General features: G+C 39.0%; 16 protein-coding genes. 4 read left to right on the plus strand and 12 right to left on the minus strand.

The genetic code is table 11. The features are described 5' to 3' along the window. Positions 1-162: 162 nt before the first annotated feature. Complete coding sequence (locus tag KO495_RS12295; RefSeq protein WP_215980702.1) at positions 163-786, minus strand: DsbA family protein; 624 nt, start codon at positions 784-786, stop codon at positions 163-165. A 313-nt stretch (positions 787-1,099) separates the two neighbouring features. Here KO495_RS12295 and KO495_RS12300 point away from each other — a divergent pair, with 313 nt between their 5' ends. Further along, entirely contained in the window at positions 1,100-3,907 is a 2,808-nt protein-coding gene (locus KO495_RS12300) for a bifunctional aconitate hydratase 2/2-methylisocitrate dehydratase (RefSeq protein ID WP_215980703.1), read from the plus strand. Positions 3,908-4,088: 181 nt separating this feature from the next. On the opposite strand, the gene KO495_RS12305 is transcribed toward KO495_RS12300, so the two are convergent. Then, entirely contained in the window at positions 4,089-4,442 is a 354-nt protein-coding gene (locus tag KO495_RS12305) for a hypothetical protein (RefSeq protein WP_215980704.1), read from the minus strand. A gap of 151 nt (positions 4,443-4,593) precedes the next feature. Here KO495_RS12305 and KO495_RS12310 point away from each other — a divergent pair, with 151 nt between their 5' ends. Continuing rightward, the gene (locus KO495_RS12310; RefSeq protein WP_215980705.1) at positions 4,594-6,477 is read left to right on the plus strand and encodes a hypothetical protein; all 1,884 of its coding nucleotides are present in this window, start codon (positions 4,594-4,596) and stop codon (positions 6,475-6,477) included. Between the two features lie 139 nt (positions 6,478-6,616). Here KO495_RS12310 and KO495_RS12315 read toward each other — a convergent pair whose 3' ends face one another. From KO495_RS12315 to ampD, 10 genes are all read right to left on the minus strand, one after another. Continuing rightward, the gene (locus KO495_RS12315; RefSeq protein ID WP_215980706.1) at positions 6,617-7,552 is read right to left on the minus strand and encodes a GGDEF domain-containing protein; all 936 of its coding nucleotides are present in this window, start codon (positions 7,550-7,552) and stop codon (positions 6,617-6,619) included. A 120-nt stretch (positions 7,553-7,672) separates the two neighbouring features. Beyond that, positions 7,673-8,587, minus strand: coding sequence for a Gfo/Idh/MocA family oxidoreductase (locus KO495_RS12320; RefSeq protein ID WP_215980707.1), 915 nt, complete (start codon positions 8,585-8,587; stop codon positions 7,673-7,675). A gap of 211 nt (positions 8,588-8,798) precedes the next feature. Further along, positions 8,799-10,232 (minus strand): dihydrolipoyl dehydrogenase, encoded by a 1,434-nt coding sequence (lpdA, locus tag KO495_RS12325; RefSeq protein ID WP_215980708.1) that lies wholly within the window; start codon positions 10,230-10,232, stop codon positions 8,799-8,801. 236 nt (positions 10,233-10,468) lie between these two features. Continuing rightward, a complete protein-coding gene (gene aceF / locus KO495_RS12330) occupies positions 10,469-12,145 on the minus strand; it encodes a dihydrolipoyllysine-residue acetyltransferase (protein WP_252738935.1) in 1,677 nt (558 codons plus the stop codon). 25 nt (positions 12,146-12,170) lie between these two features. Beyond that, positions 12,171-14,846, minus strand: a complete 2,676-nt coding sequence (aceE, locus tag KO495_RS12335; protein ID WP_215980709.1) for a pyruvate dehydrogenase (acetyl-transferring), homodimeric type — start codon at positions 14,844-14,846, stop codon at positions 12,171-12,173. A gap of 147 nt (positions 14,847-14,993) precedes the next feature. Further along, positions 14,994-15,740 carry a pyruvate dehydrogenase complex transcriptional repressor PdhR gene (pdhR, locus tag KO495_RS12340; protein WP_215980720.1) on the minus strand — a complete coding sequence of 249 codons (747 nt, stop codon included), beginning with the start codon at positions 15,738-15,740 and terminating at the stop codon, positions 14,994-14,996. Between the two features lie 341 nt (positions 15,741-16,081). Beyond that, positions 16,082-16,291 (minus strand): helix-turn-helix transcriptional regulator, encoded by a 210-nt coding sequence (locus KO495_RS12345; protein WP_215980710.1) that lies wholly within the window; start codon positions 16,289-16,291, stop codon positions 16,082-16,084. After that, positions 16,284-16,778, minus strand: a complete 495-nt coding sequence (locus tag KO495_RS12350) for a hypothetical protein (RefSeq protein ID WP_215980711.1) — start codon at positions 16,776-16,778, stop codon at positions 16,284-16,286. Before KO495_RS12350 ends, KO495_RS12345 begins: the two co-directional genes overlap by 8 nt. 317 nt (positions 16,779-17,095) lie before the next feature. Continuing rightward, positions 17,096-18,106, minus strand: coding sequence for a beta-lactamase regulator AmpE (ampE, locus tag KO495_RS12355; RefSeq protein ID WP_215980712.1), 1,011 nt, complete (start codon positions 18,104-18,106; stop codon positions 17,096-17,098). 43 nt (positions 18,107-18,149) lie between these two features. Beyond that, positions 18,150-18,707, minus strand: a complete 558-nt coding sequence (ampD, locus tag KO495_RS12360) for a 1,6-anhydro-N-acetylmuramyl-L-alanine amidase AmpD (RefSeq protein WP_252738936.1) — start codon at positions 18,705-18,707, stop codon at positions 18,150-18,152. Positions 18,708-18,823: 116 nt separating this feature from the next. On the opposite strand from ampD, the gene KO495_RS12365 reads away from it, so the two are divergent. Then, positions 18,824-19,345: a TIGR02281 family clan AA aspartic protease gene (locus KO495_RS12365; protein WP_215980713.1), complete on the plus strand. Its 522-nt coding sequence runs from the start codon at positions 18,824-18,826 to the stop codon at positions 19,343-19,345. Between the two features lie 14 nt (positions 19,346-19,359). Beyond that, positions 19,360-20,280: a carboxylating nicotinate-nucleotide diphosphorylase gene (nadC, locus tag KO495_RS12370; protein ID WP_215980714.1), complete on the plus strand. Its 921-nt coding sequence runs from the start codon at positions 19,360-19,362 to the stop codon at positions 20,278-20,280. Positions 20,281-20,333: the final 53 nt, after the last annotated feature.

Consider the following 20,333-nt stretch of genomic DNA (forward strand, 5'->3'; position numbering starts at 1 on the left):
TATTGCAAGTAAATTTAACGAAGAAGTTAGGAAAAGTAGCTGCTAGATAAACATTTGTTAAGCCGAGCTCAGGTTAAGTATAATTAAGCATAAGCCTCCCGTTAGGCTAATGCTTAATTAATATCTAGATGAGGTGCTCTTTGTAAGGTATGAGTTACGTGCTTAAAGGTATTGCATAATTTGTTTGAGGGTAATGGCATTATCTTGGTAGTCATGAGCGATGAAATGCTGTTTGCCTTGATATTCAAGCACTAATGATGGAAAGCCTCGATGAGTTAACGTACGTGCGAGCTCAATTTGCCGCATTAACTCCGTTTGTGTTGCTGCGCTACTTAAGTCAGCAGAAAATTGTGTTGTATTCATCATAGGGTTTTGCTTCGCTAACTCTTGCGCCAATGTTATTAACGTACTTTTATCTGACGGATTTAATGCTTGTAAATAATAACCTTGCTGAATAGCTGCTAGCATCTCTTTTTCTAAGCCTTGATTTTTTGCAGCAATCACAGCGCGACAAGCATTATAAGTTGAGCGGCGTGGTGTATTTTTTTCCCAAAAGTCAAAATTAAACTCTGTACCCAATTTAGCTTGAATGGTGTGCCAATGTGATTGAATAGACTGTTGTAACGCTATTGGCATTGCTTCATCTGAGTCGGGCGCTAAACCACCTGCCACATATTCAACGTTAATTTCGCTAGGTAAGTTTGTTTCTAATTGATGCCATGTAGGGCGATAACCCCAGCACCAACTGCACATCGGATCATGAATATAATATAAGGTCGCCATCATTTTACTCCTAAATTTTTTGATAATCCTTATCACGGTTAGTTTTCAGTATAATTTCAATACTTATTTACCCTGAACTCGGGTTATTTATGTAGACCTGAACTTAGCTTTTATCATTCCATCCTATCTCAACATAACCAATATAACTATTTTTACTACCTACCATAAACGCCATGAATAATGCTTATTTAAGCAAATGATTAGAAGTTGCTAGAAAATCAGGTAAACTAAAGGAAATCTGTCCTGCTAATGTATTAATATTAATAACGGTTATTAGCAAATTTTATCCACATATTATAGCTAAAGAGAGTATCTAATGAGCCTGTATTTAGAATATATCAAAGAAATCGAAAGTCGTAAGAAAGATCTAGGATTAGCACCTAAACCAATTGATAGCGCTGAATTATTATCAGAGATTATTGAGCAAATCAAAGATAAAGGCCATGAGCACCGTGAAGATTCACTTAATTTCTTCATCTATAACACGCTACCAGGTACAACAAGTGCTGCTGGCGTAAAAGCTAAGTTTTTAAAAGAAATCATTCTTGGCGAAGAAACTGTTACAGAAATTACCGCTGAATTTGCTTTTGAATTACTTTCACACATGAAAGGTGGTCCTTCAATTGAAGTACTACTTGATCTTGCATTAAGTGATGATGTAGCAGTTTCAACACCTGCTTCAGATGTACTTAAAACACAAGTTTTCTTATACGACGCTGATACTGCACGCCTTGAAGCCGCTTATAAAGCCGGCAATAACGTAGCTAAAGAGCTTTTAGAAAGCTACGCTCAAGCAGAGTTCTTCACTAAACTACCTAATATTGCTGAAACAATTGAAGTAGTAACTTATATTGCCGGTGAAGGTGATATTTCAACTGATTTATTATCGCCAGGTAACCAAGCGCATTCACGTGCTGACCGTGAATTACATGGTCAATGTATGATCACGCCAGAAGCGCAGCAAGAAATTCAAGCACTTCAAGCTAAGCACCCAAATGCTAAAGTAATGCTTATTGCTGAAAAAGGCACCATGGGCGTTGGCTCATCTCGTATGTCTGGTGTAAATAACGTGGCACTTTGGGCAGGTAAACAAGCAAGTCCATACGTACCGTTTATTAACATTGCCCCGGTTGTTGCTGGTACTAACGGCATTTCTCCAATTTTCTTAACGACTGTTGATGTAACAGGTGGTATCGGTCTTGATCTTAAAAACTGGGTTAAGAAAGTTGATGCCAATGGCAACACCGTTAACGATGAAAACGGCGACCCTGTATTAGAAGAAGCTTACTCAGTAGCCACAGGTACAGTATTAACCATTAATACTAAAGAGAAGAAATTATACAACGGCAGTACAGAGCTAGTTGATATTGCTTCAGCGTTTACACCACAAAAAGTGGAGTTTATGAAAGCCGGTGGTTCATACGCGGTAACATTTGGTAAGAAGTTACAAACGTTTGCAGCACAAGCCTTAGGTATTGAAGTAGCAAATGTTTATGCTGCATCGAAAGAAATTTCACATCAAGGTCAAGGTTTAACAGCGGTTGAGAAAATTTTTAACCGTAACGCTGTTGGTGTTGCTTCTGAAACTGCATTACACGCTGGCTCTGACGTTCGTGTACGCGTAAATATTGTTGGTTCACAAGATACAACAGGCCCAATGACCTGTCAGGAATTAGAAGCAATGGCTGCTTCTACTATTTCACCATTGGTTGATGGCGCATATCAATCAGGTTGTCATACTGCATCAGTTTGGGATAGCAAAGCTAAAGCTAACATTCCTAAGCTAATGAGCTTTATGAATAAGTTTGGTCTGATCACTGCCCGCGATCCTAAAGGCCAATACCATGCAATGACTGATGTTATTCATAAAGTATTAAATGATATTACTGTTGATGATCGCGCTATTATCATTGGTGGTGACTCACATACTCGTATGTCTAAAGGCGTAGCATTCGGTGCCGATTCAGGTACCGTTGCTATTGCACTGGCAACAGGTGAGTCGGCAATGCCAATTCCTGAGTCTGTTAAAGTGACCTTTAAAGGCAATATGCAAGCTCACATGGATTTCCGTGATGTAGTACATGCAACACAAGCGCAAATGCTTAAGCAATTTGGTGGCGAGAACGTATTCCAAGGTCGTATCATTGAAGTACATATTGGTACATTACTCGCTGACCAAGCCTTCACTTTCACTGACTGGTCTGCAGAAATGAAAGCAAAAGCTTCAATCTGTATCTCTAACGATGAAACCTTAATTAAATCAATTGAGCTTGCTAAGAGCCGTATCCAAATCATGAAAGATAAAGGTATGGAAAACGAAGCAGGCACATTAACGCACTTAATCAGCTTAGCTGACAAGCGTATTGAAGAAGTTAAGTCAGGCTCTAACCCAGCATTAGCACCAGATGACACAGCTAAGTACTACGCAGAAGTAGTGGTTGATTTAGATATTATTGACCAACCAATGATTGCTGACCCTGATGTAAACAACGACGATGCGTCTAAGCGTTACACCCATGATGTGATTCGTCCGGTTTCATACTACGACGGTAAGCCAGTAGACTTAGGTTTTGTCGGCTCTTGTATGGTGCACAAAGGTGATATGCAAATTATTGCTCAAATGTTACGTAACATTGAGAAGCAAAATGGCAGCGTAAGCTTTAAAGCACCATTGGTAGTCGCGCCACCAACATACAACATTGTTGATGAATTAAAAGCTGAAGGTGATTGGGATATTCTTACTAAATACTCAGGTTTTGAATTTGATGATGCCAAGCCTAAAGATGCAGCACGTACTAAATATGAGAACATTATGTATTTAGAACGCCCAGGCTGTAACTTATGTATGGGTAACCAAGAAAAAGCTGAACCAGGTGATACCGTTATCGCTACTTCAACGCGTTTATTCCAAGGCCGCGTAGTAGCAGATACTGCTGAGAAAAAGGGTGAATCATTACTTGGTTCAACACCATTAGTGGTGCTTTCTACAGTGCTTGGTCGCTTCCCTACTTTAGAAGAATACAAGAGTGCAGTAGAAGGTATTGACTTAACTAAGTTCACACCACCTACAGAAGCAATGAACACTAAATACGTCGCTCAAGCCGTACCAATTCAAGTAGTATAAAAAGTAGTACAAGGAGCTAAGCTATTTTAAACAATAAAATAGCTTAGCTTACGAAAATATGGGGTTACTTGTTTTGATGATGTGAAGTAAAACTCACTGAGCCTAAATAAGTAACCTTTTTCTTTATTGAACTAACACTTAAATAACTTTGCTCGACTAAGGCTACTTATCAACACCCCTGTTAATTGTTGTTAGAAGTGTTACTAGGGCACTCAATAATAGCGGTTAGATCAGGTTGAATATAGTTAGGCGCAACACGCTTATCATCAAACCCTTCAATGCCTTTTAATACCTCTATTTTATAGCCGTATTCACCACATAAAATTAGCGAACGTCGCAATAAAAAAGTCGCCAATTTTTCAAACGGTACATCACCTTGTTGAATAACCGAAAGCTTATAATGCCCAGGCGACACCTCGCTTTCACTAAACTGCACCTCATGGTCAAAATCCCACTGCCCATTATTAGGGCTTTGAGCACAGCTTGATAAGCTCATTAAGAGTATTAAAAATACTACATGATTTATTTTAAACATGAATAACTCCTTATACTAAAAAACAATTATAGCGTACATTACTTACTTATTAGATAGGAAATAAGTTGATTTTTATCGCTTTTTTTAATTAGCAAAGTTGAGTAAACTCTGTGATTGATAAATTAGCGCACCCTCACTACAGGAGTATTACATGGCGTTTGATTACGGCTCCATCGATTTAGGTCTTAAAAATCCTTTTAAAAAAGAAGGCTACACCACCGCCATAAGAGGCGCAATTCAAACACTACTAGGTTTATATTTATTAATAACCGCTGCTAGCTTAGTTAAAGAAGACTCGGGTACAGGTTGGATCCTAGTACTGTTTGGCTTATTTTTACTTGCAGGAGGTCTTACAGCAACAGGTAAAGGCATATACGCAACAATGCGCTATTTTGTTGGTCGTAACCATCCAACATCGCTAGCACGCAACTTCAGTAAATCTGAACTTAGCACGGCGCAAGAAGAAGCTAAGTATGTAGCTTATAAAGCCAAAACATTAGAAGAAATGTTAGTTGGCCGTAAAAATAGTACCTTTGTTGAGCCGCAAGGCTTTTTAGCAAGGTTACTACATACCTTTATTCCTAAACTACTCTTTATGCCTTATCCCATTCGCAATATGTCACAAAAACTATTTGGTGCTTGGGTACAAACTATTACGGCATTAATCTCTTACGGTTTTGTTGCTTTTGTTTCGCTGGCAGGTTTTGCTGGCGAAATAGGCGAACTCACCTTCCCTATTTATTCAACATTATTGATGCTGTATTTATTATTAGTATGGCGTGGTGCGGGTAAACCTATCGCCAGAAGCGCAGAAAAAAATATTGACTCTTTAGGTACTGGCAACTTAGTTAAAGTCATTTCCTTATCGCTCTTATTGCCTGTTGTTATTGGCACGGTATTAACATGGATAATGTCATCAACCGAGCTAACTCATAACGACGTTGAACTTTGGCTAGCTAATTTACCTAGCCTAAATACTGCTTTATATTTAGTGGCGTTATTTATATTAGCCACCGCCTGTACCGCTATTATTTTATTTATGGTGCGGAAAAGATTAGCCCATGCCAACCCAAAAGCAGAAGTGTCGGAGCTAAGAGAAAACTGGCAAGAATCGGTTCACCCTAATGAGATATTCATTAACTTAGACAATTTAGTTATGGCCAATCGCCGCTATAAAGAAGTGCCTAACCGTGTTTACAAAGAACTTGACCCGCAACTTGAAGAACAAGTCGATGGCAAAGGCGGCTTTAAAGGCGAGCTATTGCAAGAGATCCAACCTAAAGTTAAACCAATGGACCTTGGTGAGAGTTTCGACAAAGCACGCCTAGTTAGTTTAATTAGCGGTAATGCGCTCTTTATTTTAGCCGTTATTGTTACCTTTTCTTTGGCGTATTCAATTGTCGATATTTATCAGTTTGTTAAAGCCTCTGCAGTAAGCTCTACCAAAGAATTATTTGATGACGCGTTATTTGCTGACTTTTCATCATTATTAATGGCTGCTTTCCAATTGTTTTTAATCGGCTACTTAATTAAGTCGTTTGCCTTATTACTGACTAATGTGGCGCATTTATTCTTTGCTGAAATTCAATTCGAATCTTTATTAGTTTATTTCAAGTGCGAAGGAACATTTACGGAGTCTAAAATTGCGACAGGTACCGGCATTCATGACAGTACTCGTTCTGAAAACACGTTAGTAAGAAGCAGTATCACACCATGGATTATTACTTCGCGTGTTGTTTCAACAACCTTTGCCGATACTGGTATGAAAAACTTAGAGCACCCAAGAACTATTCTTGAAATGCATAAAAATGATGATGAGTTACAAGCCATTAAAGGCGATGTCATTGCATTCTTAAAAGATAGAGAGTCTATTGCGTCCATTACCAGCGCACGTGACTTAGGCAATGCTTCACAGATTCACCAGCTTAACCAGCAAACTCGTGCAATGCCAAGCCAAGATAAAATTGCACAAGATGATGAGGCTGCTGGCTACTTACGCCAAGAAGAAGATAGAACTGAGGACAATAAACCTTAACCATAAACCTCTTTTTACCTAAGCTTCAACCTGAACTTTGACCTGAGCCTCGCTTAGCATCATTACAAAGGTACTTAGCTAAGATGCCGCTCTTTTGAGCGGCATCTTTTTATAAATTCAATCGATAACACTTTTATTATTAGCCATTCGCTATTTTATGATTTGGGTTAGGTGTACCGGTTTTCTGTTCCGCAGCAGCAAACTCGGCTTCATTATAAACAATAACGCGATTCCTTCCCTGAGATTTAGCTTGGTATAGCGCTTTATCTGCGCAAGCGACTTCCAACTCTACATTACAATTAACATCCACACTATGTAGGCCAATACTCATGGTGCAATGTATTTTCTCACCTTTATAATCAAAAGATAATGCTTCGACATGCCGACGTAGCTGTTCCGCAATATTAAGTGCTTTATCTTGTGTAATGTCGTTCACATAAAGTAAAAACTCTTCTCCACCCCAACGAGCTAAAATATCATACTCACGGGTACTGTTACGTAATGATATTGCTGTATCTGCAAGCACCGTATCCCCTAGGGCATGACCATAGTTATCATTAATCCCTTTAAAATGGTCAATATCCATTAACAAAAAAGCCCCTTGAGTATTTTCAAATACCTGAGAGTTACTTAACATTCGCTCAAAGAAAGCACGTCGATTTAATAAGCCCGTTAAGTGATCAGTCTGCGCTGCAATTTTTAGCTCTTTAATCAATAGACGATGCCTGGAAATTAGAGAGTGAATACCAATAAACAATAGAATAAACCCAACCGCTTTCACCACCTCGGCGATATTTAAATAGCCTAAAGGCTTTTCAAGGAAAAATTCTTCTAACGCGTCGAAATATGAAGAGAAATAATAAAGTCCCGAACCCAATAGTAACAACCAATAGATCCTAGGTGATGATTTTAACTGCTCAATGTAATACATCACCGCGCAGCAAGTAACAACCATAACAAGCTCTAATGCCAGTTCGACAATATCTACAGGCCATATAAAGGTATGCATCAACCCCTTATACACAACAATCAACAATGACAATATTATGATGCCATGTTGCGCTTTATACATCATAAGACTCCTTAAGCTAATGAGTAAGGCACCTGAAATGCGATACATTATTACGATCTAACTTTATTAAGAGTAGCAATCATTTAACTTAAAAAAAGTATTCTGAAGAAGTTTCTCAAACTTTCAGGTTGCCGCTACTAACTTTTCGCAAAGTTGGTGGCTAATTAATATTGTCTGTAAACCCGTTAAGTTGGCTTGTTCACTTTTTACCTCGACTAACCACTCTTCAATCATGTCATTAAAGCCACGTTGGTATAAGTGACTTTGCCAGTCATTAAAGCCAAGTGGTGTCATTACACCTGCTTTGAAGTTGTGCCCCGATGTTAAACTATTAATTTGCGTTGTTTCATCTGCCGAAAAAGCTTCAATACGCTCTTCACTAACTCCGCTCAAGCGGTTCATTGAACCTTCAAAAAAGCCTGCTTGATGGGTAAAAGATAAATGAATTCTTGTTAGTAATTTATCTTGCATATTGGCATTAATGGTTAAGTTTTTTACTTGATCAATATCTGTGCATTTTGCCAAAAACAATAGACTATCAACAACATGGATAAAGTCATTAAAAATAAAGTCTCTCGCTAATGCAGGTAAGTTAACGCGATTTTTTTGCCATATAACATGCTGTAAATTGCGCGGGGTTAATGCAGCGACTAACGGCGCTTTACGACGGTTAAAGCCGACATATAAAGGGGCATTATTAGCTTTTGCTAGCTCAATTAGCACTTGGCACTCTGCAAAAGATAAGCTCAATGGTTTATCAACAAAGGTTGCTATTCCCGCTGACAAGCTTTGTTTAGCAATGGCAAAGTGGCTCTCTGTTGCACTATGGATCATAATCGCATCAGGTTTACTGGCAATGAGCTCCGCTAACGTTTGATAGGCTTCATTAATACGATACTTATCTTGAAGTTCATTAAGTACCGTTAAATTTCGACTACATAAGATCGGCTCTACTTCTGGGTTATTTGCAACGATAGGTAAATAGGCTTTTTTGGCTATATCGCCTAAGCCAAGTAAGGCTATTCTTAATTTATTCATTGATACCCTTTCTTACAGGAATTATTCATTATGTTGCGCTATCTGATGATTAATCAACCCGTAGCTGATATTTAACTTAGCTTTCTAGTGTGTAACGAGCACAAAAAAGCCAGCGACTTTTGCAAGTGACTGGCTTTTTTATTGCTTTGTTTCAATATGAAAGCAAAGCAATATAGTCAATAACCATTGAAGTATTAACTTCTGGTGTTATTTACTTCTTTTTCTTTACTGCTTTAGCATTAGGTAAATCAGTGATTGAACCTTCAAAGATTTCAGCCGCTAAACCAATTGATTCGTTTAACGTTGGGTGAGCATGAATTGTTAAACCAATGTCTTCTGCATCAGCGCCCATTTCAACCGCTAAACAGATTTCACCAAGCATTTCGCCAGCATTAATACCAACAATTGCACCACCTAAGATACGACCTGAATCTTTTTCAAAGATTAATTTGGTTTTACCTTCAGTACGAGCAGAAGCGATAGCACGACCAGATGCCGCCCATGGGAAGTTAGCTGTTTCAATGTTTAAGCCTTGCTCTTTTGCCTCGCTTTCAGTAACACCAACCCATGCCATTTCAGGATCTGTGTAAGCGATTGAAGGGATACAACGAGGCTCAAACGTGTGCTTCTTACCTGAGATAACTTCAGCAGCACAATGTGCTTCATGAACCGCTTTATGTGCAAGCATAGGTTGGCCAACAACATCACCAATAGCGAAGATGTGTGGTACGTTAGTACGAAGTTCGTTAGTTACGTTAATGAAGCCACGCTCATCAACGTTAACGCCAGCTTTATCAGCAGCTACTAAGTGACCGTTTGGCTTACGACCAACCGCAACTAAAATTTTGTCATAACGTACTTGCTCTGCTGGTGCATTTTTACCTTCAAAAGTAACGTATAAACCGTCATCTTTTGCATCAACTGCCACAACTTTAGTAGACAACATAATGTTGAATTTTTTCTTGTTGTAGTTAGTGTAAATTTTAACAATGTCTTTATCTGCCGCAGGTACTAATTGGTCAGCAAATTCAACAACTGATACGTTTGAACCTAATGCTGAGTAAACTGTACCCATTTCTAAGCCGATAATACCGCCACCAAGTACTAGCATTTCTTCAGGAACATCTTTAAGTTCTAAAGCGCCAGTAGAGTCAATAACACGTGGGTCATCATTAGGGATAAATGGTAGGTCAATTACTGAAGAGCCCGCAGCGATAATTGCATTATCAAAAGTAATCGTGCTTTTCTCGCCGTCGTTACCTTCAACTTCAATGGTTTTATCTGATGTAAATTTACCGTAGCCGTAAACAGTTTTTACTTTACGCGCTTTAGACATGCCGCCTAAACCACCAGTAAGTTGACCAATTACGCTTTCTTTCCAACCACGAATTTTATCTAAATCGATTTCTGGCTTACCAAAAGTAACACCGTGAGATGCCATTTCAGCTGCATCATCAATTACTTTAGCAACGTGAAGTAATGCTTTTGATGGGATACAACCCACGTTTAAACAAACACCACCTAAAGTTTCACGGCTTTCAACTAATACTACGTCTAAACCTAAATCTGCTGCGCGAAACGCCGCTGAATAACCACCAGGGCCTGCACCTAATACTACTACTTGAGTTTTAATATCGTTACTCATGCTTATCCTCACTAATTAGTTAAGAAAAATTCAATACGTTGTTCTTGTGCATAATTGCTACGGCGAAAGTACTCATTGATACCTTTAGACAAGGTCGTCAACTCCGTGCATTCTTCTTGCTATTATTCAAAGCTACTTTGTCTTGAATTCTTCTTGAGTATTTCTATTTTTGTATTTGATGGCGAAATTCTACGCTTATGCGTTGAATTTCGCCAATATTAATTGTCTTTTATCGACTAAAGTACCAATTTACGAATGTCAGACATAACACCAGCTAAGTGCACAGTAAAGCGCGCCGCTAATGCACCGTCAATAACACGGTGATCATATGACATTGATAAAGGAAGCATTAACTTAGGTTCAAAGTCTTTACCATTCCACTTAGGCTTCATTTCAGACTTAGATACACCTAAAATTGCCACTTCTGGCGCGTTAACGATTGGCGTAAATGCCGTACCGCCAATACCACCTAAACTAGAAATAGTAAAACAACCACCTTGCATATCAGCCGCTTTTAACTTGCCTTCACGTGCTTTAATACTAATTTCAAGTAATTCACGTGATAACTGGTGAATACCTTTTTGATCAACATCGCGCACTACGGGTACAACTAAACCGTTTGGCGTATCAACCGCAACACCAATGTGGATGTATTTTTTCAGTATTAAACTTTCACCGTCTTCACTCAAGCTTGAGTTAAACGTTGGGAAAGCACGTAATGCATCAGCCGCTGCTTTTAAAATAAACACTAATGGCGTAATTTTAAAACCAAGCTTTTGCTTTTCACATACTACGTTTTGTTCTTTACGGAACGCTTCAACGTTAGTGATATCTGCTTCATCAAATTGCGTAACGTGTGGAATTGTTACCCAGTTACGATGTAAGAATGGACCCGAAATCTTTTGAATACGTGATAATGGCTTAGTTTCAATTTCACCAAATTTAGAGAAATCAATAGCTTTAGCGCTAACTACTTGTAAACCACCCTCACCGCTAGCTACTGAGCTACCAGCATTAGCTTTTGGACGAGAAAGTTCATATTTAACATATGACTGTACGTCTTCTTTTAAGATACGACCTTTACGACCAGTGCCCTTAACAAGCGTTAAATCAACACCAAATTCACGCGCTAAACGACGAATTGAAGGTGAAGTATAAATGGCACCAGTATTCACACTACCCGCTTGCGGATGATGTGGTACAGGTGCAGCTTTTGGCGCTGCTGCAGGTGCTGGAGCAACAACCGCTGCTGGGGCAGGCGCAGGAGCTGCTTCAACAGCTGGCGCGGCAACAGGCGCTGCACCACCAGATGTTTCAAGCTTAATGACTAACGAGCCTTGTTTTACTTTGTCGCCATTACTGATAAAGACTTCTTTAACGGTACCTGCATGCGTTGAAGGTACGTCCATAGTCGCTTTATCAGTTTCTAAAGTGATTAAGCCATCTTCTTCTTCAATAACATCGCCAACGCTAACTAATACGTCGATAACGTCAACTTCGCCATCTTCACCAATATCTGGTACCGCAATATCAATAACTTCTGATGCTGCACCTGCTGCTGGCGCAGCTTCAGCAGCAGGTGCTGGTGTTTCAGCTACCGGTGCGGCTGGTGCAGGCGTTTCAACAGCGGGTGCTGCAGGCGCTTCTTCAGCAGCAGATGAATCTGCTGCTTTCGTTTCTGCGCTCTTCATTTCAGCAATAATATCGCCTTCTTTGATTTTATCGCCAACACTTACCGCTAAGCTAATCAGCTCACCAGCAAATGGCGCTGGAATATCCATTGACGCTTTGTCAGTTTCAACGGTTACAATTCCTTCATCAGCTTCTAATGTGTCACCCACGGCAACACAAATCTCGATAATTTCTACTTCATCGCCACCTACATCAGGGACTAGAACTTTTTCAATAGACATTATATTTTCCTTCTCTAGTCAATAATTAAGCGTAAAGTGGGTTAAGCTTTTCAGTGTCAATGTTGAAGCGTTTAATTGCTTCTGTTACGACTGAACGTTCAACATCACCACGGTTTGCTAGCTCGTACAACGAAGCAACAACAACGTATGCTGCATTTACTTCAAAATGAGTACGTAAGTTAGCACGGCTATCACTACGACCAAAACCATCAGTACCTAAACAACGGTATTCAGTGTCAATAAAAGCACGTACTTGGTCTGAATAGTTTTTAATGTAGTCAGTCGCTGCAATCGCAGGGCCTGCTTCTTTAGTAATAACTTTTGCAATGTATGGTACACGCTGCTCACTTTCTGGGTGAAGCATATTCCAACGCGTTACATCTTGCCCATCACGACCTAATTCGTTGAATGAAGTTACTGAGTAAACGTCACTTGATACGTTGTAATCATCAGCGAGTATTTGTGCTGCTTCACGTACTTTCTCTAAAATAGTACCTGAGCCTAATAACTGAACATTCGCAACGGCTTTTTTAGGAGCAACTTGTTCAAGTTGGTAAATACCTTTAATGATTTCTTCTTCAACGTTTTTATTTTCTGGAAACGCTGGGTGCTGATAGTTTTCATTCATTAGCGTTAAGTAGAAGAAGATGTTTTCATTTTCTTCGTACATGCGGCGTAAACCTTCACGAACGATTACTGCGATCTCATAGCCGTAAGTTGGGTCATAAGTTACACAGTTAGGAATTAAACCTGCTTGCACATGCGAGTGACCATCTTGATGTTGTAAACCTTCACCATTAAGTGTTGTTCTACCTGCTGTAGCACCTAATAAGAAGCCACGTGCTTGGCTATCGCCCGCTGCCCATGCTAAATCACCCACACGTTGGAAACCAAACATTGAGTAGTAAATATAGAACGGAATAGTCGTTGCATTACAAGTAGAGTAAGACGTACCTGCAGCAACCCAAGATGCCATAGCACCTAGCTCGTTAATGCCCTCTTGTAATACTTGACCTTTTTTATCTTCACGGTAGTAAGCTACTTGGTCAGCATCTTGAGGAACATATTTTTGTCCTTCGTTTGCATAAATACCAACTTGACGGAATAAACCTTCCATACCAAAGGTACGTGCTTCATCAGGAATAATTGGTACGATACGCTTACCAATTTTTTTATCTTTCAATAAGCTGTTAAGTACACGAACAAAAGTCATTGTTGATGATACTTCACGATCACCTGAGCCTTTTAAGATTGGATCGAAGATTTTAAGTGCTGGAATTTCAAGTTGCTCTTCGGCTTGTTCACGACGTGCTGGTAAAGAGCCACCAAGCGCTTCACGACGCGCTTTCATGTACTGGTATTCTTCGCTGTCTTCAGGGAACTTGTAGAAAGGTAAATCAGCAATATCTTCGTCTTTTACTGGAATATTAAAACGATCGCGGTAATGTTTAATTGCTTCAACGTCCATTTTCTTAACGTTATGGGCAATATTTAATGCTTCACCTGATGCGCCTAAACCAAAACCTTTAACTGTTTTCGCTAAGATAACCGTTGGACGGCCTTTAGTTTTCATTGCTTTATCGTAAGCAGCGTAAACTTTTACTGGATCATGACCACCACGGTTTAAACGCCAGATATCTTCATCTGACATGTTAGCAACCATTGCAGCTGTTTCTGGGTATTTGTTAAAGAAGTTTTCGCGCGTGTACTTACCACCTTTCGCTTTACAGTTTTGGTATTCACCATCAACTGTTTCGTTCATTAACTGTAATAACTTACCTGAAGTATCACGTGCTAATAAAGCATCCCAGTATGAACCCCAAATAACTTTGTTTACTTCCCAGCCAGCGCCACGGAATGTACCTTCAAGCTCCTGAATAATTTTGCCGTTACCACGTACTGGGCCATCTAAACGCTGAAGGTTACAGTTAATGATAAAGGTTAAGTTATCTAAGCCTTCACGTGATGCTAAACCAATAGCACCTAATGATTCTGGCTCATCACACTCACCATCGCCTAAAAAGGCGTAAACACGTTGGCCAGAACAATCTTTAATGCCACGGTCTGTTAAATACTTTAAGAAACGAGCAGTGTAAATAGCTTGCAATGGACCTAAGCCCATAGAAACCGTTGGGAACTGCCAAAAATCTTTCATTAAATGAGGATGCGGGTAAGAAGATAAACCTTTGCCATCACACTCTTGACGGAAGTTGTTCATTTGATCTTCAGTTAAACGACCTTCCATGAAAGCACGTGCATAAATACCAGGAGAAATATGACCTTGAGCGAAAATAAAATCGCCGCCATTTTCTGGTGTTGCTGCTTTAAAGAAGTGGTTAAAACCTACATCGTATAATGTAGATGAAGACGCGAAGCTACCAATATGACCACCAAGCTCTAAATCTTTTTTAGAAGCACGTAGTACTAATACTAAAGCATTCCAACGAATAGCCGCACGAATACGAGACTCAATTGTTTGATCCGCAGGCATATGTGGCTCTTGCCCTGGTGGAATAGTATTTACATACGCAGTCGTTGCGTTAAATGGTAAATGTGTACCGCCACGGCGAGCGCGATCGATTAACGCTTCTAATAAATGATGTGCGCGCTCTGGGCCTTCATTTTCTAATACTGATTCTAATGATTCTAACCATTCTTGGGTTTCTGCTGAATCAATATCTACATTTGGCAGATCTGACATATTGTTTAGTCTCCAATAGTTTTTGTTTATAACAAACTGTTTAATTTAAAATTTTTGTAAGTCTTATGAACTTAATTCTGTTTACTTTACGTAATTTTCTACTATCAATTCTTACTAATTTTTACTGACTTCTGTTGAACTAAATCTTTACATTCGGCGCATTGAGCGTTCCATACGGCTGTTTTCTTGTGTCATTTTCAAAAGCACTTCTTCAATGAATGCTAAATGACGATGGCTTGCTCCCCACGCTTTTTGGGGTTGACCGCTCAAAATGGCATTAAGTAAGCGCTTTCTATAATCGGTTATCTTACTAAAGATATCAGGACGCTTAGCTAATACTGTTAAATTTTGTGCGATGTTATCAACTAATAGCGTTGACATGCTGCGCGCTAGTTGCAAAATCACCGCATTGTGTGACGCAGCACAAATGGCTAAGTGAAACTCTACTACCGCTTTTGCTTCAGCGCTAAAATCATCTTCTAATTGACTCGTACCTATTTCATCATGTTTAGCTTGAATTACGTCAAAATCAGCCGCAGTGCCACGCATAGCAGCATAATATGACGCCATGCCTTCAATACCATGACGAAACTCTAACAGATCAAATTGTGATTCATTGTTATTCGACATTAATTCAAATAACGGGTCAGAAAAGCCCTGCAATAAATTTTCACAAACAAACGTGCCGCCACCTTGCTTACGAATCACCAAACCTTTCGCTTCTAGCTTTTGTATTGCTTCGCGTAATGACGGGCGTGAAACCTCAAATTGCAATGCAAGTTCACGCTCAGGTAATAGTTTTTCACCGGGCTGTAAACTACCTTCAATAATCATAGCCTCAAGCTGCGCTAAAATAATATCCGCTAATTTTTGCGGCTTAACACGGCCCTTTATTTGCACCTTATTAGATGCCAAAGCAGCTTGTGTTACGTTATTTGATGTTGCGCTCGCATTCATAAATATATTAAATCACTAAATAGGCAGTGGTAAATTGGTATTACCAATGGTTTTTGTCGGGCATTAAAATAGCAAAAGCAGCTACTTTTGACAAGTTAATTTAGTTGATGGTTGAAATATAAGCAAGTAGCTTATGAGTGGATTTTATGATCTTGATCCAAATTCAACGATAAAACGCCATAAAATATCGGGATTAACTTTTGAATGGTCTGACCAATAAACATAAAGATGCTTAGCTAGTTTAGGCGAGCAAATAAACTAGCTATGTAGTTATAGTATTACTTTGATTCAAGTTCAAAAATACGTTCTACGGATACTTCAAAGTACTGCGCCATTTTAAGCGCAATAACAACCGAAGGGGTGAAACGCCCGGTTTCCACCGTACTAATGGTTTTACGTGATACACCAATAGCGTCAGCTAACTCTTGCTGCGATATTTTTTGTTTACTTCGTAGCTTTGCTATGTGGTTGTCTAACACTTCATTCATCCTCAATACCTCTTAACAAATAAAGTACAGGTAAGGCATAACTGAAAAATATTGTACTCATAATAAGTTTACAAAAATCTCTCAGCTCTAAAGATAATAATGCATTGCTAATAACAGTCCCCTCAAAACCAGCTAGCACATAAAATAAAAACAAAATGAATGAACTGAAATTAAATACATATTTATAGCCTTTTAGATTAACATAATTTAGGTATTCATCTTGAAGATTTCCATACCAAAAAGCATCCTTCTTTACCCTATTGGCTGAGTTTAACGTTTTAAACAAAGCAACAATCATTAATATAAAAATAACAAGCCCAGAGAATCGTAAAATCCCCATGATAACTGAATTACACATCAATATTTGCTCAAGAAATATATAAAGTACCTCTCCAGAAAATAATGTACCTACGAGTAAACCTAGCAATGCATTGCGTTTGAGAAAGTTTTGCTCATCTATAGGCCTTACATTCATTTGTGTTGACATAGTGACACCTTATTATCCTTAAAATGGAACCTAAGGGTTCCAAATGAAACCCTTGATACACAAAAGATACCCTAGGGTTACATAAATAACAAGACTTTATATTGAGTTTATTTAAAGAATCTTAAAAGCGACCGATTAAGATCATCATTAATTAAGAGAGTAATATTAAGGTAAAGGGTAGCTAAGAGTAATTAAATTAACGTATTGCCAAAATACACTTAACGTGAGCGGGAGGTTTTATTAAAAACACAATAGTAGAGTAGAAACCTATCTGCCGCTAGCTTTACACTAGCGACAAGAAAGCAAAAAGTTATAGGCTAAGCTAATACGCCCGTTAAGGTAAGAATAGCAATAACCGCTAAAACAAATAGCGCATTACGCTTAGCTAAACGTACCAGTAAACAAGGCTCGGCTGTACAGTCGCCTTCATCAACGAAAATATCTTCTGATTTTTCAGCAACATCAATTAATACTTGTTGCGTTGGCTTATTAAAATCAAAACAATTTTCTAACCACACCGGCATTGCTTTAGAGAAGTGCCCAACAAACATGTAACCAAACGACGTAATGCGCACAGGTAACCAATCAACCCAAAACAGAATATCGTGATGATTATTACAGCCATCTGCTATACGTGGCGTAACGGTACTTTCATGCTGTTCACTCGTTGTGTCATTATGACTAGGTTCATTTTCTGTCGTAGCACTTTCTGCACTACTTACGTCAGCACTGCTCACTTCAGCATTATGTTGCTCTGCTAATAACTCTTCGCCTGCTGCTGATTCTTGTGTATTAAGACTGTCTTGGCAGTGTTTATTTTGTTGTTCGATAACACTGGTGAGTAAACGATAAAATACAGCCCCTGCAGCACCAAACACTACAAAAAATAGCGTGATAGCAACATAGTAACGATAATTTAACCAAACTAACGCCTGGCCAAAGCCCATAGCAGGTAAATTTTTATCAGTTAATAGTTGTTGATGGTGCAACGCCATGGTGGTTTCTTCGCCATTAGCTGCGGAGGTCAGGTAATTTTTATAACTTTTTCGGGTATCAGCACAACCTAAACAAACAATCAAAATAACCGTAGAAAGAGCAACATGAATTAAGCCATTATCAATTATCGATAAAAGAAAACCTATAACCACTACAGGTACTGCAATAAAAGCAACATCGGTGGCCGTAATTTTTTTAGCTATGGGTTTATCATTGTTAGTGTTTTTATCAAAAAAACGCTGATACCACTGAAAATAATGATAAAACCCCCATCTTGACGAGGACAATGAACGCTCAAGAGCAATTGCGATTAATAAACTTATCAGACTCATTTAACACCCTATTTAAAATATATTGTTAGTGACTTTTATCGAGTCACGATAGTTGTTGGCGAAAGTAATCCCAATTAAAAGACTGCCCGGGATCGGTTTTACGGTTAGGTGCAATATCACAATGACCTACAACGTTGCTCATAATAGCAGGGAAATCATCTTGTAAACAACGCGTTAAATTTACCAATTGTTGATACTGCTCAGGGGTATAAGGAATATCATCTGTTCCCTCCAATTCAATGCCTATTGAAAAATCATTACACCGTTCACGACCATTAAACTGCGAAATACCTGCGTGCCATGCTTTATCATGAAACGAAACATACTGAATAATATTACCATCACGTTGAATTAAGCAATGTGCAGAAACCCTAACGCCCGCCAAATCAGAAAATGATGGGTGTTGAGTGGTATCAAGTTTCCCTAAAAATAGATCACTAATATAGTGCTGACCAAACTGCCCTGCTGGTAACGAAATATTGTGAATAACCAACAAACTCACTTTTTCTTGATCACAACGCTTATCAAAATGAGGAGATGGCATATGCTCGGCTTGTACTAGCCAGCCATTTTGAGTGAACATTTTTTGCTCCTGACTCATGTAAATATCCTATGTTCGCGATAAATCACGTTACGATTTAGCGCTTTATTGCTTTACTTAGACAACATACAATACCGCTAACTTTTTGTTTCGTTAGCAAGATAGAGTGCCTAAGTATGACTGAAGATGACCCAACAAACAAAATAGCAAAACTCTTTGTTTGGTTTGCCTGGATAATAGCATTAGGACTATTAGTGTTCTTTTTTCAAGATACATTAGATGAGCAATACAACCCTAACAGTAAACCTGAAATGCGTTTAACCGCTAACGGAAAAGCCGAAGTCATATTAAATCAAAATAGACAAGGGCACTACGTGGCACACGGAACTATTAATGATATTCCCGTCACTTTCCTATTAGATACGGGGGCGACGCAAGTGTCTATTCCTGCACATATTGCCGATAAAATAGGGCTACAAGGCAACGGTAGTTATCGAGTACAAACCGCCAATGGCAGTGTTACGGTTTACCAAACTGACATTGCACAATTGAGCTTAGGTAACATTTTCCTTTATAATGTCGCCGCGCATATTAATCCTGGCATGAAAGCTGATGAAATACTGTTGGGCATGAGCGCCCTTAAACAGTTAGACTTTCACCAAACAGGTAAACAATTAATTTTACGGGAACCCCTGTAATAGGAAGAAAAGCAATGCTTAACCCTTTAGTAGAACAGCAAGCAGCAGTAAAGCTGAAACAAGATATCACTAAAACTGTCACTTGGGCACTTTGTGAAGATTTAGGCGCAAGTGAAACAGCCAATGCCAGTGACGACATTACTGCAATGCTGATCCCTGAAAATGAACAAGCTGTCGCTAACGTAATTACCCGTGAAGATTGTATTGTTTGTGGTGTTGCTTGGGTCAACGAAGTATTTGCTCAACTTGACGCCTCATTAGAGCATACTGGTAAGCAAGAAGCTGGCTCTTTACCGACAAAAATAACATGGTTTGTGAATGATGGTGAAGCCGTTGAAGCCAACACAACCTTATTTGAACTTGAAGGTAATGCTCGCACATTACTAACTGGTGAGCGCGTTGCGTTAAACTTCTTACAAACTTTGTCAGCAACCGCAACATTAACTAGTCAATGCGTAAAAGAGCTAGCTAACACAAACACCAAGCTGCTCGATACTCGTAAAACATTACCAGGATTACGTAGCGCGCAAAAATATGCCGTACTATGTGGCGGCGGCGTTAATCACCGTATTGGCTTATTTGACGCATTTTTAATTAAAGAAAATCATATCGCTGCTTGTGGCGGAATTGCCAATGCTGTAGCAACAGCTAAAGCTAACCACAGTGACAAAACCGTTGAAGTAGAAGTTGAGTCATTTGATGAGTTAGAGCAAGCACTAACAGCGGGCGCTGACATTATCATGCTTGATAACTTTACCCCTGAAATGATAGAGCAAGCAGTTATTGCCACCCGTGGTAAAGCTAAATTAGAAGTGTCTGGCAATATGACCATTGAAACCTTGCAAGAATATTCAAAAGCAGGTGTTGATTATATTTCTAGCGGTGCTTTAACTAAGCACGTACAAGCTGTTGATTTATCAATGCGTTTTAAATAAAGCGTCATTTTCACAACTTTTAGCAAAACAAAAAAGCACTTATTAATAAGTGC

Source organism: Colwellia sp. D2M02 (assembly GCF_018860755.1).
Classification (GTDB): domain Bacteria; phylum Pseudomonadota; class Gammaproteobacteria; order Enterobacterales; family Alteromonadaceae; genus Colwellia; species Colwellia asteriadis.

What these genes read in the sequence shown, in the direction of transcription:
- KO495_RS12295 (WP_215980702.1), bottom strand. Translation starts at nt 786, where the DNA reads ATGATGGCGACCTTATATTATATTCATGATCCGATGTGCAGTTGGTGC.
- KO495_RS12300 (WP_215980703.1), top strand. Translation starts at nt 1,100, where the DNA reads ATGAGCCTGTATTTAGAATATATCAAAGAAATCGAAAGTCGTAAGAAA.
- KO495_RS12305 (WP_215980704.1), bottom strand. Translation starts at nt 4,442, where the DNA reads ATGTTTAAAATAAATCATGTAGTATTTTTAATACTCTTAATGAGCTTA.
- KO495_RS12310 (WP_215980705.1), top strand. Translation starts at nt 4,594, where the DNA reads ATGGCGTTTGATTACGGCTCCATCGATTTAGGTCTTAAAAATCCTTTT.
- KO495_RS12315 (WP_215980706.1), bottom strand. Translation starts at nt 7,552, where the DNA reads ATGATGTATAAAGCGCAACATGGCATCATAATATTGTCATTGTTGATT.
- KO495_RS12320 (WP_215980707.1), bottom strand. Translation starts at nt 8,587, where the DNA reads ATGAATAAATTAAGAATAGCCTTACTTGGCTTAGGCGATATAGCCAAA.
- lpdA (WP_215980708.1), bottom strand. Translation starts at nt 10,232, where the DNA reads ATGAGTAACGATATTAAAACTCAAGTAGTAGTATTAGGTGCAGGCCCT.
- aceF (WP_252738935.1), bottom strand. Translation starts at nt 12,145, where the DNA reads ATGTCTATTGAAAAAGTTCTAGTCCCTGATGTAGGTGGCGATGAAGTA.
- aceE (WP_215980709.1), bottom strand. Translation starts at nt 14,846, where the DNA reads ATGTCAGATCTGCCAAATGTAGATATTGATTCAGCAGAAACCCAAGAA.
- KO495_RS12345 (WP_215980710.1), bottom strand. Translation starts at nt 16,291, where the DNA reads ATGAATGAAGTGTTAGACAACCACATAGCAAAGCTACGAAGTAAACAA.
- KO495_RS12350 (WP_215980711.1), bottom strand. Translation starts at nt 16,778, where the DNA reads ATGTCAACACAAATGAATGTAAGGCCTATAGATGAGCAAAACTTTCTC.
- ampE (WP_215980712.1), bottom strand. Translation starts at nt 18,106, where the DNA reads ATGAGTCTGATAAGTTTATTAATCGCAATTGCTCTTGAGCGTTCATTG.
- ampD (WP_252738936.1), bottom strand. Translation starts at nt 18,707, where the DNA reads ATGAGTCAGGAGCAAAAAATGTTCACTCAAAATGGCTGGCTAGTACAA.
- KO495_RS12365 (WP_215980713.1), top strand. Translation starts at nt 18,824, where the DNA reads ATGACTGAAGATGACCCAACAAACAAAATAGCAAAACTCTTTGTTTGG.
- nadC (WP_215980714.1), top strand. Translation starts at nt 19,360, where the DNA reads ATGCTTAACCCTTTAGTAGAACAGCAAGCAGCAGTAAAGCTGAAACAA.